General features: G+C 60.7%; 17 protein-coding genes and 1 pseudogene. 9 read left to right on the top strand and 9 right to left on the bottom strand.

Annotated features, from left to right (window positions below; all coding sequences use genetic code 11):
* Positions 1–8 precede the first annotated feature (8 nt).
* Positions 9–1,283 carry a uracil-xanthine permease family protein gene (locus HX824_RS08765; RefSeq protein ID WP_087692860.1) on the bottom strand — a complete coding sequence of 425 codons (1,275 nt, stop codon included), beginning with the start codon at positions 1,281–1,283 and terminating at the stop codon, positions 9–11.
* A gap of 2 nt (positions 1,284–1,285) precedes the next feature.
* Positions 1,286–1,924 carry a uracil phosphoribosyltransferase gene (gene upp, locus HX824_RS08770; RefSeq protein ID WP_003216149.1) on the bottom strand — a complete coding sequence of 213 codons (639 nt, stop codon included), beginning with the start codon at positions 1,922–1,924 and terminating at the stop codon, positions 1,286–1,288.
* A gap of 165 nt (positions 1,925–2,089) precedes the next feature.
* On the opposite strand from upp, the gene HX824_RS08775 reads away from it, so the two are divergent.
* From HX824_RS08775 to HX824_RS08785, 3 genes are all read left to right on the top strand, one after another.
* Entirely contained in the window at positions 2,090–2,647 is a 558-nt protein-coding gene (locus tag HX824_RS08775; RefSeq protein WP_003216150.1) for a hypoxanthine-guanine phosphoribosyltransferase, read from the top strand.
* A 61-nt stretch (positions 2,648–2,708) separates the two neighbouring features.
* Positions 2,709–3,194: a hypothetical protein gene (locus HX824_RS08780; RefSeq protein ID WP_177020458.1), complete on the top strand. Its 486-nt coding sequence runs from the start codon at positions 2,709–2,711 to the stop codon at positions 3,192–3,194.
* Between the two features lie 208 nt (positions 3,195–3,402).
* Positions 3,403–3,690 carry a PA4642 family protein gene (locus HX824_RS08785; RefSeq protein ID WP_003216153.1) on the top strand — a complete coding sequence of 96 codons (288 nt, stop codon included), beginning with the start codon at positions 3,403–3,405 and terminating at the stop codon, positions 3,688–3,690.
* A gap of 93 nt (positions 3,691–3,783) precedes the next feature.
* Here HX824_RS08785 and mqo read toward each other — a convergent pair whose 3' ends face one another.
* Both mqo and HX824_RS08795 read right to left on the bottom strand, forming a co-directional pair.
* Positions 3,784–5,292: a malate dehydrogenase (quinone) gene (gene mqo, locus HX824_RS08790; protein ID WP_003216154.1), complete on the bottom strand. Its 1,509-nt coding sequence runs from the start codon at positions 5,290–5,292 to the stop codon at positions 3,784–3,786.
* Positions 5,293–6,019: 727 nt separating this feature from the next.
* Positions 6,020–6,253 (bottom strand): hypothetical protein, encoded by a 234-nt coding sequence (locus HX824_RS08795; protein ID WP_003216156.1) that lies wholly within the window; start codon positions 6,251–6,253, stop codon positions 6,020–6,022.
* Positions 6,254–6,437: 184 nt separating this feature from the next.
* Here HX824_RS08795 and HX824_RS08800 point away from each other — a divergent pair, with 184 nt between their 5' ends.
* Positions 6,438–7,022, top strand: coding sequence for a YajG family lipoprotein (locus HX824_RS08800; protein WP_003216157.1), 585 nt, complete (start codon positions 6,438–6,440; stop codon positions 7,020–7,022).
* Positions 7,023–7,129: 107 nt separating this feature from the next.
* On the opposite strand, the gene HX824_RS08805 is transcribed toward HX824_RS08800, so the two are convergent.
* On the bottom strand, positions 7,130–7,339 hold the full coding sequence (locus tag HX824_RS08805) for a hypothetical protein (protein WP_008434269.1): 210 nt from the start codon (positions 7,337–7,339) through the stop codon (positions 7,130–7,132).
* Between the two features lie 181 nt (positions 7,340–7,520).
* On the opposite strand from HX824_RS08805, the gene HX824_RS08810 reads away from it, so the two are divergent.
* Positions 7,521–7,778 (top strand): hypothetical protein, encoded by a 258-nt coding sequence (locus tag HX824_RS08810; RefSeq protein ID WP_177054436.1) that lies wholly within the window; start codon positions 7,521–7,523, stop codon positions 7,776–7,778.
* Positions 7,779–7,913: 135 nt separating this feature from the next.
* Here the strand turns inward: HX824_RS08810 and HX824_RS08815 are convergent, their stop codons facing one another.
* Complete coding sequence (locus HX824_RS08815; protein WP_029615884.1) at positions 7,914–9,077, bottom strand: 1-acyl-sn-glycerol-3-phosphate acyltransferase; 1,164 nt, start codon at positions 9,075–9,077, stop codon at positions 7,914–7,916.
* Between the two features lie 144 nt (positions 9,078–9,221).
* Here HX824_RS08815 and HX824_RS08820 point away from each other — a divergent pair, with 144 nt between their 5' ends.
* Genes HX824_RS08820 through HX824_RS08830 form a run of 3 tightly spaced genes read left to right on the top strand, consistent with a single transcriptional unit; the run spans position 9,222 to position 10,329 of the window.
* Complete coding sequence (locus HX824_RS08820; protein WP_003216161.1) at positions 9,222–9,401, top strand: CPXCG motif-containing cysteine-rich protein; 180 nt, start codon at positions 9,222–9,224, stop codon at positions 9,399–9,401.
* Between the two features lie 10 nt (positions 9,402–9,411).
* On the top strand, positions 9,412–9,672 hold the full coding sequence (locus HX824_RS08825; RefSeq protein WP_003216162.1) for a putative signal transducing protein: 261 nt from the start codon (positions 9,412–9,414) through the stop codon (positions 9,670–9,672).
* A gap of 36 nt (positions 9,673–9,708) precedes the next feature.
* Positions 9,709–10,329: an SOS response-associated peptidase gene (locus tag HX824_RS08830; RefSeq protein ID WP_003216163.1), complete on the top strand. Its 621-nt coding sequence runs from the start codon at positions 9,709–9,711 to the stop codon at positions 10,327–10,329.
* Between the two features lie 133 nt (positions 10,330–10,462).
* Here HX824_RS08830 and HX824_RS32870 read toward each other — a convergent pair whose 3' ends face one another.
* Positions 10,463–11,305, bottom strand: coding sequence for a methyl-accepting chemotaxis protein (locus tag HX824_RS32870; protein WP_371319411.1), 843 nt, complete (start codon positions 11,303–11,305; stop codon positions 10,463–10,465).
* Positions 11,306–11,320: 15 nt separating this feature from the next.
* Positions 11,321–12,601 (bottom strand): annotated as a pseudogene (locus HX824_RS32875) (HAMP domain-containing protein); the annotation flags it as partial.
* 252 nt (positions 12,602–12,853) lie between these two features.
* Here HX824_RS32875 and HX824_RS08840 point away from each other — a divergent pair.
* Positions 12,854–13,672, top strand: a complete 819-nt coding sequence (locus HX824_RS08840; protein WP_003216165.1) for a M48 family metallopeptidase — start codon at positions 12,854–12,856, stop codon at positions 13,670–13,672.
* A gap of 160 nt (positions 13,673–13,832) precedes the next feature.
* On the opposite strand, the gene HX824_RS08845 is transcribed toward HX824_RS08840, so the two are convergent.
* Positions 13,833–14,417 carry a TMEM165/GDT1 family protein gene (locus HX824_RS08845; protein ID WP_003216166.1) on the bottom strand — a complete coding sequence of 195 codons (585 nt, stop codon included), beginning with the start codon at positions 14,415–14,417 and terminating at the stop codon, positions 13,833–13,835.
* Positions 14,418–14,421: the final 4 nt, after the last annotated feature.

Here is a 14,421-nt window from a genome sequence, read left to right on the forward strand (position 1 = left end):
GTTGGCAGTTAGATCAGCGGCTCATCCGGCTTCCTGTTCTTCCAGCCGTCATTGCCCGGCAGCAGCAGATTCAACGCAATCGCTACCACCGCACACAGGGCGATACCCTTCAGGCCAAAGTCATCCGGGCCAGTGCCGGTGCCTACCAGCACACCGCCAATCCCGAACACCAGGGTCACCGACACAATCACCAGGTTGCGCGCTTCGCCAAGGTCGATCTTGTGGCGGATCAGGGTGTTCATCCCCACTGCGGCAATCGAGCCGAACAGCAGGCACAGAATCCCGCCCATTACCGGGACTGGAATGCTTTGCAGCAGCGCGCCGAACTTGCCGATAAACGCCAGGCTGATGGCAAACACCGCCGCCCAGGTCATGATCTTCGGGTTGTAGTTCTTGGTCAGCATCACCGCGCCCGTCACTTCCGCGTAGGTCGTGTTGGGCGGGCCGCCGAACAGGCCGGCAGCGGTGGTGGCGATCCCGTCACCCAGCAGGGTGCGGTGCAGGCCAGGCTTCTTCAGGTAGTCGCGACCGGTCACGCTGCCCACCGCAATCACACCACCGATGTGTTCGATCGCCGGGGCCAGGGCCACCGGGACGATAAACAGGATCGCCTGCCAGTTGAATTCCGGCGCGGTGAAGTGGGGCAGGGCGAACCACGGTGCGGCGGCGATCTTCGCGGTGTCGACTACGCCGAAGTAGAACGACATAGCGAAACCCACCAGCACGCCGGAGATGATCGGCACCAGGCGGAAAATGCCTTTGCCGAACACCGCCACGATCAACGTGGTCAGCAGCGCCGGCATCGAGATCAGCATGGCGGTCTGGTAGTGGATCAACTCGCTGCCGTCACCGGCCTTGCCCATCGCCATATTGGCCGCAATCGGCGCCATGGCCAGGCCAATGGAAATGATCACCGGCCCGATCACCACCGGCGGCAGCAGCCGGTCGATGAAACCGGTGCCCTTGATCTTCACGGCCAGGCCCAGGAAGGTGTAAACGAAGCCGGCCGCCATCACGCCACCCATGGTCGCCGCGAGGCCGAACTGGCCCTTGGCGAGAATGATCGGGGTGATAAACGCAAAGCTCGACGCCAGGAACACCGGTACCTGGCGCCCGGTAACCACCTGGAACAACAAGGTGCCCAAGCCTGCGGTAAACAGGGCGACGTTTGGATCGAGACCGGTGATCAGCGGCATCAACACCAGCGCGCCAAATGCTACGAAGAGCATCTGTGCGCCAGACAGGATCTGGCGCCAAAGCGGGTCGTTGAACTCATCCTGCATGGTCACGCGTCCTTCTGCTTGGTACCGAAGATCTTGTCGCCGGCATCGCCCAGGCCCGGGATGATGTAGCCATGTTCATTCAGGCGTTCATCGATGGATGCGGTGTAGATCAACACGTCCGGGTGGGCTTTCTCGACGGCGGCGATGCCTTCGGGAGCGGCCACCAGCACCATGGCGCGGATGTCCTTGCAACCGGCTTTTTTCAGCAGGTCGATGGTGGCAACCATGGAGCTGCCGGTGGCGAGCATCGGGTCGATGATCATCGCCAGGCGCTCGTCGATTTCCGGTACCAGTTTTTCCAGGTAGGTGTGGGCCTGCAGCGTCTCTTCGTTGCGGGCCACGCCTACGGCGCTGACCTTGGCACCCGGGATCAGGCTGAGCACGCCTTCGAGCATGCCGATACCGGCACGCAGGATTGGCACCACGGTAATCTTCTTGCCGGCGATTTTCTCGACCTGGACGGGACCACACCAACCGGCGATCTCGTAGTTTTCCAGGGGCAGGTCTTTGGTCGCCTCGTAGGTGAGCAGCGCTCCGACTTCCTGAGCAAGCTCACGGAAGTTCTTCGTGCTAATGTCGGCGCGGCGCATAAGGCCGAGTTTATGTCGGATCAGCGGATGGCGGATCTCACGGATGGGCATGGGGAAAGGCTCCGGCGGCGGGCAAAAAAACCGGCCTAGATTAATCTATCCGAGGGTGTTGTCCTATAGACATCTAGTACGTTAGTCCATTAAGGCTTGAACGTTGCGCCTCACATGCGTACCTTTGCCCGCTTTTCTTGCCACAGCACCCCCTTGGAGAGCGCCATGTCCGCTGATCTCGAGCATATCCGTCAAATCATGCGCGAGGCTGACTGCCTGTACACCGAAGCGCAAGTCGAAGAGGCCATCGCCAAGGTCGGCGCGCACATCTCCCGTGAAATGGCCGACACCAACCCGGTGGTCTTTTGCGTGATGAACGGTGGCCTGATTTTCGCCGGTAAATTGCTCACCCACCTGCAATTCCCGCTGGAAGCGTCCTACCTGCACGCCACTCGCTATCGCAATGAAACCAGTGGCGGCGACCTGTTCTGGAAAGCCAAGCCGGAAGTCTCGTTCATCGACCGCGACGTGCTGATCATTGACGACATCCTCGACGAAGGTCACACCCTGGGCGCGATCATCGACTTCTGCAAACACGCCGGCGCGCGCAAGGTGCACACTGCCGTGCTGATCGACAAGGACCACGACCGCAAGGCCCGTCCGGACCTGAAAGCCGATTACGTGGGCCTGCCGTGCATTGACCGTTACATCTTCGGTTACGGCATGGACTACAAAGGCTACTGGCGCAACGCCAATGGGATCTACGCCGTCAAAGGGATGTAAGCGGGATTCAGGCGCAGGGTTGTCATGCTATCGTGCTTGGCCCCTGCGTCTGGAGCTGTTCATGAGCCTGTTGATTCGCACCTGCGCCGCCCTGGCGCTGACCCTCAGTTTGCCCCTGGCGGCTGCTCCGGCGCCGCTGCACAGCCAATTCCTGCCGCCCGACGACCTGACCCTGCGCGCCGAAACCCCGGACCAGCAGCAATTGCTGCAAGTCACCGAGTATTCGGTGGTGGTGGGTAACCAGCGCCAATCCACCCAGCAGCCGATCCCGGTGACCTCGCCGTTGATGATCCGCCTCAAGGGCAAGTCCCTGAACAAAGGCGCGACCATCGCCCAGGTGGTTCTCAATTTCGATGCTGAAAGCAAAAGCCTGAAAAAGCCGGTGTTCGACGACAAAAGCAAAACCCTGACCTTGTCGTATCCGGTGACCCAGTATCGGGTGATCGTCGACTTATTGCGCAATGACACGGTCTATGTGCAATTCCTCACTTACGCCAACGGCCATATCTGGGCCGATTTGCACACCGGGGCGGTGCGCGCCAAATAATCCAGCCGACGCGCATTCGGCGGTGTAAATACAGTCAATGTGGGAGCTGGCTTGCCTGCGATAGCGGTGGGTCCGTTGGCCCATCTGTTACTGATGCACCGCTATCGCAGGCAAGCCGGCTCCCACATTGGTTCGCGTAGCTTTCGAAGCCGCTGTGCCGCAGGTAAACTGCTTTTCCCGTGTAAATGTCTGCAGGCTGGAGTCGGTAATGCGTAAAGATAAGAAACAGGTGATTGGTGATGAAATCGGCGACGAGCAAATCAAGCTGTTCCTGGATTTCGAGCCGGTAGACGCCACTTCGCCGTCCCTGCACAAACTGATCAAGGCCTACCGCGGCCTGCGTATCGACGACTTCGAACGCTTCCTGGTTTTCTTCAAGGAAGCCGGCCTGGACCTCGATGGCAAGGACGAGCATGGCCTGACCTTCGTTGAAGTGATCAAGGACCAGCGCAACGCCGCCGAGTACATCGAGCTGATTGAACAAGCTCGCGGCTGATTGTTGCGGACGAAAAAAAACGCCCCATTGGGGCGTTTTTCGTTCCCACGCTCTGCGTGGGAATGCGTCCACTGACACTCTGCGTCACGACGCTCAAGCGTAGCTTTCGGTCTCGCTGCTCTGCTCAACCAGTTCCAGGCTGATGTTGTTCTGCGTGTTGATCTTGCGATACAGCTCGGCATCGGTCTCCAGGACCTTTTCCCGAGCCGGGAAGATCTCGTGCAGCTTGGCGGCCCACTCACCGGCCGCTTTCGTCGGGAAGCAGCGTTCGATCAGTTCCAGCATGATCGACACGGTCACCGAAGCACCTGGAGACGCGCCGAGCAGGGCGGCCAGCGAACCGTCCTTGGCCGCAACCAGTTCGGTACCGAATTGCAGCACGCCGCCTTTCTTCGGGTCTTTCTTGATGATCTGCACCCGTTGGCCGGCCACTTCCAGGCGCCAGTCTTCGGCTTTTGCCTCAGGGTAGAAGCGACGCAGGGATTCCAGGCGCTGCTCCATGGACTGGCGCACCTCGCTGACCAGGTACTTGGTCAGGTCCATGTTGTCCCGGGCCACGGCCAGCATCGGGCCGATGTTGCCGGCACGAATCGACATGGGCAGGTCAAGGAACGAGCCGTGCTTGAGGAACTTGGTGGTGAAACCGGCGTATGGCCCGAACAGCAGGGATTTCTTGCCGTCGACCACACGGGTGTCGAGGTGCGGCACCGACATCGGTGGCGAACCCACGGCCGCCTGGCTGTAGACCTTGGCCTGGTGGTGCTTGACCACTTCCGGGTTGTCGCAACGCAGCCACTGGCCGCTGACCGGGAAGCCGCCGAAGCCCTTGCTTTCCTCGATGCCCGAGGCTTGCAACAGCGGCAGGGCCGCGCCACCGGCGCCGAGGAACACGAACTTGGCGTCCACATCACGGGAATTGCCGCTGTTGACGTCCTTGATGCTCACGGTCCAGCCGGCGCCGTTGCGCTTGAGGCCGGTGACGCGCTTGCTGTACTTGACCTGGGCATCCGGGGCGCTGGTCAGGTGCGAGAGCAACTGGTTGGTCAGGGCGCCGAAGTTGACGTCGGTGCCGTTCATCACGCGGGTGGCGGCGATTTTTTCGTCCAGCGGGCGGCCGGGCATCATCAGCGGCATCCACTCGGCCATCTCGCTGCGGTCCTCGGTGTAGTGCATGTCCGAGAACGCGTGGTGCTGGCTGAGGGTTTCAAAGCGCTTCTTGAGGAACGACACGCCTTTCTCGCCCTGTACGAAGCTCAGGTGCGGCACGGGGCTGATAAAGGATTTGGACGAGCCAAAGGTGCCTTTCTTGGTCAGGTAGGCCCAGAACTGCTTCGACACCTCGAATTGGGTGTTGATGTGCACGGCTTTCTTGATGTCGATGGAGCCGTCGGCGGCCTGCGGTGTGTAGTTCAGCTCACACAGCCCGGCGTGGCCGGTACCGGCGTTGTTCCACGGGTTGGAACTTTCCGCGGCACCCGAATCCATCAGCTCAACGACTTCCAGCTTGAGGCCGGGGTCGAGCTCTTTGAGCAGTACGGCGAGGGTGGCACTCATGATGCCCGCACCTACCAGTACTACGTCGACTGCTTCGTTATGCGCCATTTAACGCGTCTCCAAAATCTGCAGCACCAAATTGACGGCATGGCTGCCAGGAGTGACGGGGCGGTTCACGTGATGCCCCAGGTTACCCATGGCCAGGATCGCCATGTCCGATTCTTCGCAATTTATCGCAAGCGGACGCTGCCGACCGGGCCTGATCTGCGTATGAACGCATTTAAGGGCGCCTGTGGCAATTCGACTTATGGTCAAGCTCGTCCGATCGTGCAACCAAATCCGTAGCGGACAGGCTTCAAGCTCCGGTTCTTGAGGAGTGCTCGGTCCTGTGTGGTGGGGCTGTTCCAGACGCTGATGGTGCTTGTACAAACGCAAAACTATTCATTTGCTCGCCACACTCTTGTGAAGTTGTGAAAACCCGTTTTTTTCACGCTCTTTTGAAGACGTGAACCTCAAAAAAGGGCTGCCCCAGCCTGGCACCTGGCCCGAAATCACTGCCGGCAAGCGGCAAAACGGGCAAACAACTCAAGTGGCCGAGCGCATGGCAGCTCTGGCAGATTCGGGTAAAGACGATGGTTTGCAGAGAAAACAGCAAGCTCGCCAGCTTCACACGATCTGTGTGGGCGGCTCTCTGTGGGCGGTGCGGGGGAGCTAATACAAGTGCATTAGCGATGCTGCGAGGCCCGATCAGGAGACGTCCTTATAATCGGGGGGAGATTGTAGCGAAGAAATGCGCGCAAATGGACGTGTTTAATGACTTTTATTAGCAGTCTGGTCAGGAGGCCAACGCGTGCCGTGCCTGTGGCTGCGAAACCCGGGGGCTGACGCGCGCGCTGGCGGGCAGCGGACGGTGCATCCAGCTCAGGCGGGTCTCTTCGACTTCGACCCAGCCTTCACCGACGGGCGGCAGGCTGCACTGCTTGAAAGCCTGGCAGCAGCCTTGGGCGTCGAGCAGGGCGAAGTGGCGATGGCTGGCGTGGGAAAAGAACAAAGATTTGAGAAGGCGCATGGCTGTGTACCCGGTTCGTTACATGCTGCGAAGGTTGGCAGTCTGGCATGACATTGAGGTGACGGTTCTGTGTGAAAATTGTAATTTCGCCGACAGTTCAGGCGCCGTTCAGGAATTCTGGTGAGTGGCGAGCGCTCACCGTTATACTGGCGCCCTGTTTGCATCTAGTCCTGGAGAAATGAGTATGTTGCAACGCCTGTTGTTCGGTTTGATCACTGTGACCAGTTTGACCCTGGTTGGCTGCGCCCACAGCCCGCAACAACTCAGCCCGCAACCGAAAATCACCACCCAGCTGGCGCCTGTCGGCCATGGCCAGCCGGTGTCGGTGCGTGTGGTTGACGGTCGTCCGTCGCCGACCCTCGGCACCCGTGGCGGCCTGTACCCGGAAACCAGCGCCATTACGGTGACCGGTGCGGACGTGCTGCCCAAGCTGCAAGCCCAGGCCGAAGCGGCCGTGCGCCTGTTGGGCTTCACCCCGTCCAACTCGCCAGGTGCGCCACAACTGACCATCACCCTGGCCGAGCTGAAGTATCAGTCGCCCAAGGAAGGCCTGTACGTGACTGAAGCCACCATCGGCGCGACCTTCAAGTCCGACGTGACTGCCGGTACCCGTCGCTACAGCGGCCGTTACGGCGCATCCCTGGACCAGCGCTTCGGCATGGCGCCGAACCAGGAAACCAACACCAAGCTGGTCAGCGACGTGTTGAGCGATGCCCTGACGCGCCTGTTCAAGGACCCGAGCATCGGTTCGCTGCTCAGCTCGCAGTAACCGTCAGGCGGGCGCGGAGCGCCCCAGTCGGCATTCCTTTGCGGCGCGTGGGAACGATCAAAAAACCGGGCTCATCACTGAGCCCGGTTTTTTTACGCCTGCCGTTTTCATGCAGCCGTTTCGACATAAAAGTCCAGCACACTCACGCCAGTGAGCAAGTCCAGCTCCGGCAGGTCGGCATGTTGATGCCCGCCGAGGGCGCAATACACCAGCCAGTGGCGGTCCTGCACATTGAACGCGAGGCCGCCCACCAGGGCCTCTTGCTCATCGCTTGGGGCAATCAGATACAGCCGATCCTGGTTCTGCGCGTGCAACATGACAAGCTCCCGGGCTTTCGAAGGGCAACAGAGTGGCTTGTTAAGGTGACGTTCAGGTGACGCTGTAAATTACTGGATACATTAGCCGTCAATGGGGAAGGAGTAATGACGCGCAGGCGGCGCATATCATTCAGGTTTGTATCTGGATTGATACCAAGACACTGATACATCGAGGTTTGCGATGTCGCTGATCGCACTACTGCTCAATTCCCTTGCCCTGTTACTGGCCTGCCCGGCGGCATGGCTGCTGTTTGTCACGCGCCTGCATGAACAGCGCGCGATGGCCCGCCTTGCCGCGCAAAGCGAACTGCGTGCCATTGATCAGCCAATGCTGTATCTGGACGTGTTGACGCAGCGTACCTATCGCCTGTTCTACCGGTTGGGGTTTGCCTGTCTGGGGCTGGCGTTGCTGGTGTCCTTTCTTAGTACCCGATTGTAGGAACACCCTAAAAACAACTGTGGGAGCGGGCTTGCTCGCGAAAGCGCGGTGTCAGTCAATACATGATTGGCTGATCCACCGCCTTCGCGAGCAAGCCCGCTCCCACATTGGGTTTGCGCTGTTGCTGGTACCGGGTTACAGGGCAATCCCGGCCTTGACCCGGTACTGATTCCTCACCGGCGTCGCGTATTGCAACACCAGATACGGCCGATGCTCGGCCGGGCACGCATTCAAGCGCCGCTCCCACTCTGCCTTTGCCTTGGCCAACTCGTCCGCCGGGAATACCTCGGCTGCGGTCGGTACCTGCAATTGCGGATCGGCATCGCTCCATTGGGCGTACGCCAGGTAATGCACCGGGAACAACCGATACCCACCCAGGATCTGCCGGTCCATTTCGATCGCCAACAGCTTGGTGTCTTCGAACGCCTCGGTGATCGGCGGCGCGAAGTTGACGTGTACCCGGCCCTTGTAGCCGGTGATGCCCAGGGCGATGCTCACGTCATCTTCCCCCGGCGCCTTGCTGTAGGTGCCGGTGGTGGCGCGGATGTACAGCTCGCGGGCCTTGGCTGCGTCGCACGGGTCGTATTCGTAGCTGATGGACACCGGCGTCAGGTTCAGTGACTGGATGACTTCGGCGAACGGCTCGTCCTTGCGGCTCATGTGGAACATCTTGAGGATCGCCGACTCGGTGCGATCATCCCCATCCTTGGCGCGGCCTTCGGCCTGGGCGATCCAGATCGACTGGCAGTCGTTGCGAATCGAATGGTTGATGTAGGCCGACAGCAACTGGTAGGCCGCCATCTTCTCTTTGCGCCCGGTGATCGAGCGGTGCACGATGAAACTCTTGTTCAGGCGCATCAGGTCGCTGACAAACGGCTTTTGCAGCAGGTTGTCGCCGATGGCGATGCGTGGCGTCGGCAGGCCGGCGTGATACACGGCGTAGTTGACGAAGGCCGGGTCCATCACGATGTCGCGGTGGTTGGCCAGGAACAGGTAGGCGCTGCCGGACTTGAACTGCTCCACGCCGGTATAGGTCACGCCGTCGGTTGCCCGCTCGATGGTGTGGTCGACGTAAAACTCGACTTTGTCCTGCAGCGTGGCCACGGTAGTGACGCCGGCGAACTCACGGCGCAGTTTATGAGCGATCATCGGCTTGAGCAGCCAGCCGAAGGCGCCGGCAAAGCGCGGGAAGCGAAAGTGGGTCAGGATGTCCAGAAAGGCCTTGTCACTGAACAGTCGGGCCAGCACTGCCGGGACTTCGCTGTCGTTGTAAGGTCGGATGGTATCGAATTCGCCCATCATGCTCTCTTGTTAGAAACGGCTAGGGTAAGTAAAGGTTTGGAACAATAAATATCAGGGCGTGGTCCGGGCAATTGGCCGGGACGAAAAATAGCCCTGTAAATAGACCGGCGATTATACGCACAAGTCACCTTGGAGACCGCGATGGAAGAGGAGTCGTACGAATGTCCTTATTGTGGAGAGGTAGTCACGGCGCTACTGGATCTGTCGGCGGGCGATCAGGAATATATTGAGGACTGCCCGGTGTGCTGCCGGCCTATTGTTTTCGAGCTGCAGGTTCATGACGGCGAATGGATGCTCAACGTACGCAGCGAGAACGAATAAAGGTACGCCCATGCAGCGAATCTACGAGCCGGAAAACCTGATGGAAGGTGAGCTGCTGCGAGGCATGCTCGAAAGCGAGGGCATCACCGCGCACCTGGTGGGGCGCGATTTGCTCGGGGGTACCGGCGAACTGCCGATCTATGGCCTGCTGGCGCTGGCGGTGGAGAACGACCAGGCCGCCTACGCCCGCGAGCTGATCACCGCCTACAACGGTGCGCAACCACTGCCCGGTGATGAACCCGACAGCTTTCCCGACGTGCTGGTCTGTTAGGCTGTCGGCCAGTTTCTCCAAGAGTCGTGTTGCCCCATGTGTGGACGTTATGCCCTGTTTCGCTGGAACCCCGCGTTTGCTGCCTTGCCGGGCTTCCCGGCCGACCAGCAGGCCCAGTGGAACATCTCTCCTAATGACTCGGTGCTGATCCAGCGCCTGAGCGACGGCCAGCACACCCTGGCGCGGGCGCGCTGGGGCCTGACGCCGCCCTGGCTGACCGATCTCTCTCGTACACCGGCCCATGCCCGGGCGGAAACCCTTGCCGAACAGCCGATGTTTCGCGAAGCGTTTCGCCAGCGCCGCTGCCTGCTGCCGGCCAATGGTTTCTACGAATGGCGCGGCACCCAGCGCAAGCGCCCGTACTGGCTGACGCCGGGGGAGGGCAGCACACTGTTCTTTGCCGCGATCTGGGAGGCGTATCCGGTGCAGGAGCAGGTTTGGTTGAGTACGGCGGTGGTGACCCAGGCGGCGCAGAGTCAGCGCCGACCGTTGATTCTGGATGCGGCGGGGCAGGCAGCCTGGCTGAACCCCGAGACGCCGCTGCACACCTTGCAGGCCTTGTTGGCCAGTGAACCCACCGCGTTGCGCGAGCGGGTGCTGGCCAATATGGTCAACGATCCGAAGCTGAATGGACCGGAGTGCCTGACGCCGGGTTGAGCGTTGTGTTGAATCGGCCGGCCTCTTCGCGAGCAAGCCCGCTCCCACATTTGATTGCATTTCAACTGAAGGAATGCGATCGAATGTGGGAGCGGGCTTGCTCGCGAAGGCGCCCGAAAGGGCGCCGCTTGACTCAAACCTTGAACTGATTGATCAACCGTCGCTGCTGCTCCGCCAGCTTGGTCAGGTCTGCGCTGGCCGCGCTCGACTCATCCGCTCCGCCGGCCACTTCATTGGCCACCTGTCCGATATTGATCACGTTACGGTTAATGTCCTCGGCCACCGCGCTCTGTTCCTCGGCGGCGCTGGCGATCTGGGTGTTCATGTCGTTGATCACCGACACCGCCTGGGTAATGGTCTCCAGCGCCTGAGCCGCCTTGGCCGCGTGTTGCACGCTTTCATCGGTGCGATTCTGGCTGTCTTCCATCACCCGCACCACGTCGCGGGTGCCTTGTTGCAGTTGCTGGATCATGGCCTGGATTTCTTCGGTAGCCTTCTGGGTCTTCTGCGCCAGGTTGCGCACCTCGTCGGCCACCACCGCAAACCCGCGCCCTTGCTCACCGGCCCGTGCGGCTTCGATTGCCGCGTTGAGCGCCAGCAGGTTGGTCTGCTCGGCAATCCCGCGAATCGCCGTGAGGATGGCATTGATGTTCTCGCTGTCCTTGGCCAGCGCCTGCACCACACCGACCGCCTTGCCGATTTCCTCGGCGAGGGCGCCGATGGAGGTGGAGGTGTCGCGCACAATCTGCATGCCCTGGCTCGCCGCTTGATCAGCGTGGCTGGCGGCCTGTGCGGCCTGGGTGGCGTTGCGCGCCACGTCCTGTGCGGTCGCGGTCATCTCGTGCACGGCGGTAGCCACCTGGTCGATCTCGACCATTTGCTTGTGCACGCCCTGGTTGGTACGAATCGCGATGTCGGCGGTGTGCTCCGAGGAGTCGCTGACCTTCTGCACCGAACTCACCACCTGGGTAATCATCCCCTGCAACTTGGCCAGGAATGTATTGAAGCCGCTGGCAATCGCCCCCAGTTCGTCGGCGCGATCACTGGTCAGGCGCCGGGTCAGGTCGCCTTCGCCCTGGGCGATGTCATTGAGCATCGCCACCATTTGCTTGAGCGGCCGGGCAATGCCGTGGCCCACCAGCCAGATCACCAGCAAGCCGATGCCGGCGATCAGCAGCCCGGCCACGGCCATGCCGAAAATATCGGTTTTGCGCTGGGCGTCGAGGTCGTGCTGCATCGCCTGCAGGTCGGCCATTACCGCACTCAGGGGCAGTTGCAGGAGCAGGGTCCAGCGGGCGTCGGTCTGGCCGATGTTGAACGGCAGGAACAGCTCGATATGCCCGTGTTGCTTGTCCACGTCATAGCGCACCTCGCCGATCTTCAGTTGGCCGAGGTTGGCCAGTTCGTTGCTGTCCAGCAGGTCGCTGGCCTTTTCCCCGAGCTTGCTGGCGTCCTTGGTGTAGGCCACCAGGCGGCCGTTGCTGGAAATCAGCGCCAACTCGCCAGCACCGTTGTACAAATTCTGATCAGCCTTGGTGAGCATTTCCTGGATGAAGTTCACCGACAAGTCGGCGCCGACGATGCCCTGAAAGGTGCCGTCGATCATGATTGGTTCGATAAACGAGGCGAGCATCACCATCGCGTTCCCGACTTTATAAGGGGCCGGATCGATGGCGCAGGGCTTTTTGCTTTCCTTGGAACACAGGTAGTACTCACTGGCGCGCACGCCGGTGGACAGGATGGTCTGGTCGGCCACGTCAGCCAGTTTGTCCAGGCCCAGGCTGCCGTCGGCATTGCGGAACCACCACGGCAGGAAGCGGCCGTTGGTTTCGATGCCGACCACCGGGCTGTTGACGTAGGCAGCATCGTTGTGGTCGATGGCGTTGGCTTCCCAGCCTATATAGGCGCCGAGAATCTTCGGGTTACGCACCACGGTTTCGTGGATCAGGTTGATCAGTTGTTCACGGGAGACCGCCAGTTGCGGGTTGCCGTTGGCGTCTTTCATGCCCATCAGGGCGTTGGCGGTGGCCAGGCCCTTGGCCGTCACCAGCGGTGCTTCGAGTTCGCGCTGGATCAGCGTCGCCTGGGTTTGCGCCAGGGCGGTCAGGCGCTGTTCGATGATTTGTTCGAATTGACCCTGGGTGCGTTCCTGCACCATCTCCTGGGTGCGCGCCCCGGCGAACAAGGCATACAGCACCAACACCGCCACCACGCTCAGGACAATGGCCCCGGCCAGTGCCGCGACAGAAAATTGAATCGACTTGAACTTCATGACGGCTCCGAACGCAGGGGGAGATTGGCTGCTTGTGTATATCGGCCGCGGGCGGGGGAGACATGAGGGCCATTACCTCAAAATGGCTGTGCCGGATGGGCGAATGTCGTAAATGGAATGGTTGCCAGCGTTTGTGAATTTTTTGCGGCAGTGTGGGATGTATCTGAAATCAGGTGGCTATACGTCTGTTGTATCTGGCGTCGATACAATTGGCCGACTACGATACGCGCCATGTTTTCAGGGAGCAGGTTGATGAAAAAGACAGTGGCGGTATGTGCGTTGGGCGCGGCTTTGTTGCTCGCCGGTTGTCAGTCGGTCAACACCACCAGCGGCGGCGCCGTGGGGGTTGAGCGCAAGCAGTACATGTTCAGCATGTTGTCGAGCCAGGAAGTCGACCAGATGTATGCGCAGTCCTACCAGCAGACCCTGGGTGAAGCCAGCGGCAAGGGCCTGGTGGACAAGACCAGCGCCAACGCCAAGCGCGTGCAGGCGATCGCCAACCGCTTGATCGCCCAGGCGCCCACCTTCCGTCCGGATGCGGCGCAGTGGAAGTGGGAAGTGAACCTGATCAAAAGTGACGAGATGAACGCCAACTGCGGGCCTGGCGGCAAGATCTTTGTCTACAGCGCGCTGATCGACAATCTCAAGTTGACCGACGACGAACTCGCCGCCGTGATGGGCCATGAAATTGCCCACGCCTTGCGTGAACACGGCCGCGAAGCCATGTCCAAGGCCTACGGTATCGAGATGGCGAAGCAGGGGGCCGGTGCGTTGTTCGGCCTCGGTCAGGACAGCCTGGCGCTGGCCGATACCGTGGCCAACTACGGCATGACCTTGCCCAACAGCCGCAGCAATGAAAACGAAGCGGACCTGATCGGCCTGGAGTTGTCGGCGCGTGCCGGTTACAACCCGAACGCGGCGATTACCCTGTGGAACAAAATGGCCAAGGCTTCGGAAGGCTCGCCACCTGAATTCATGAGCACCCACCCTGCCTCCGACAGCCGGATCGCCTCGTTGCAGGCGGCGATTCCGAAGGTGATGCCGTTGTATCAGCAGGCGAAAAAATCCTGATTTATAAGGCTGAAATGCAAATCTGACTGTGGGGGCCCGGCTTGTGTGGGAGTCGGGCTTGCCCGCGATGCAGGCACCTCGGTGTGTCAGTTGCACCGAGGTGATGCTATCGCAGGCAAGCCAGCTCCCACAAAAGCCCAGCTCCCATATGGGGTTGCGTTTAGATCCAGCCACTGCTCTGCATGGCCTTGTACACCGCAACAATGGCCAGGATGAAGAATGCCGTAGCCGCCAGTCGACGAATCAGCGTCAGCGGCAATTTGTCCGCGGCAAAATTACCCGCCAGCACCACCGGCACGTTGGCAATCAACATGCCCAGGGTGGTGCCGATAATCACCAGCCACAGTTCCGGGTATTGCGCCGCGAGCATCACGGTAGCGATCTGGGTTTTGTCGCCGATTTCCGCGAGGAAGAACGCGATCAGCGTGGTCAGGAAGGGCCCGAACTTGCGGGAAGTGCTGGCTTCGTCATCGTCGAGCTTGTCGGGCACCAGGGTCCACAGCGCCGTGGCGCAGAAGCTCGCCGCGAGGATCCAGTGCAGCACCGCATCCGAGAAGAAACTCCCGAACCAGGCCCCCACGGCACCGGCGGCCGCATGGTTGGCCAGGGTCGCGGCGACGATGCCGGCGATGATCGGCCAGGGTTTGCGAAAGCGTGCAGCGAGAATGAGCGCGAGCAGTTGCGTCTTGTCGCCAATTTCGGCCAAGGCAACGATTGCGGTAGGGACGAGCAGAGAATCCAGCATCAGG

Source organism: Pseudomonas sp. D4002 (assembly GCF_013385665.1).
GTDB lineage: Bacteria > Pseudomonadota > Gammaproteobacteria > Pseudomonadales > Pseudomonadaceae > Aquipseudomonas.

Bases quoted from the DNA above. Each gene is read 5' to 3' on its own strand.
- HX824_RS08815 (WP_029615884.1), bottom strand. From the start codon at position 9,077: ATGGGCGAATTCGATACCATCCGACCTTACAACGACAGCGAAGTCCCG.
- HX824_RS08795 (WP_003216156.1), bottom strand. From the start codon at position 6,253: ATGCGCCTTCTCAAATCTTTGTTCTTTTCCCACGCCAGCCATCGCCAC.
- HX824_RS32870 (WP_371319411.1), bottom strand. From the start codon at position 11,305: ATGATTACCCAGGTGGTGAGTTCGGTGCAGAAGGTCAGCGACTCCTCG.
- HX824_RS08775 (WP_003216150.1), top strand. From the start codon at position 2,090: ATGTCCGCTGATCTCGAGCATATCCGTCAAATCATGCGCGAGGCTGAC.
- HX824_RS08780 (WP_177020458.1), top strand. From the start codon at position 2,709: ATGAGCCTGTTGATTCGCACCTGCGCCGCCCTGGCGCTGACCCTCAGT.
- HX824_RS08810 (WP_177054436.1), top strand. From the start codon at position 7,521: ATGTCGCTGATCGCACTACTGCTCAATTCCCTTGCCCTGTTACTGGCC.
- HX824_RS08820 (WP_003216161.1), top strand. From the start codon at position 9,222: ATGGAAGAGGAGTCGTACGAATGTCCTTATTGTGGAGAGGTAGTCACG.
- HX824_RS08830 (WP_003216163.1), top strand. From the start codon at position 9,709: ATGTGTGGACGTTATGCCCTGTTTCGCTGGAACCCCGCGTTTGCTGCC.
- HX824_RS08800 (WP_003216157.1), top strand. From the start codon at position 6,438: ATGTTGCAACGCCTGTTGTTCGGTTTGATCACTGTGACCAGTTTGACC.
- HX824_RS08785 (WP_003216153.1), top strand. From the start codon at position 3,403: ATGCGTAAAGATAAGAAACAGGTGATTGGTGATGAAATCGGCGACGAG.
- HX824_RS08765 (WP_087692860.1), bottom strand. From the start codon at position 1,283: ATGCAGGATGAGTTCAACGACCCGCTTTGGCGCCAGATCCTGTCTGGC.
- HX824_RS08845 (WP_003216166.1), bottom strand. From the start codon at position 14,417: ATGCTGGATTCTCTGCTCGTCCCTACCGCAATCGTTGCCTTGGCCGAA.
- HX824_RS08805 (WP_008434269.1), bottom strand. From the start codon at position 7,339: ATGTTGCACGCGCAGAACCAGGATCGGCTGTATCTGATTGCCCCAAGC.
- HX824_RS08825 (WP_003216162.1), top strand. From the start codon at position 9,412: ATGCAGCGAATCTACGAGCCGGAAAACCTGATGGAAGGTGAGCTGCTG.
- mqo (WP_003216154.1), bottom strand. From the start codon at position 5,292: ATGGCGCATAACGAAGCAGTCGACGTAGTACTGGTAGGTGCGGGCATC.
- HX824_RS08840 (WP_003216165.1), top strand. From the start codon at position 12,854: ATGAAAAAGACAGTGGCGGTATGTGCGTTGGGCGCGGCTTTGTTGCTC.
- upp (WP_003216149.1), bottom strand. From the start codon at position 1,924: ATGCCCATCCGTGAGATCCGCCATCCGCTGATCCGACATAAACTCGGC.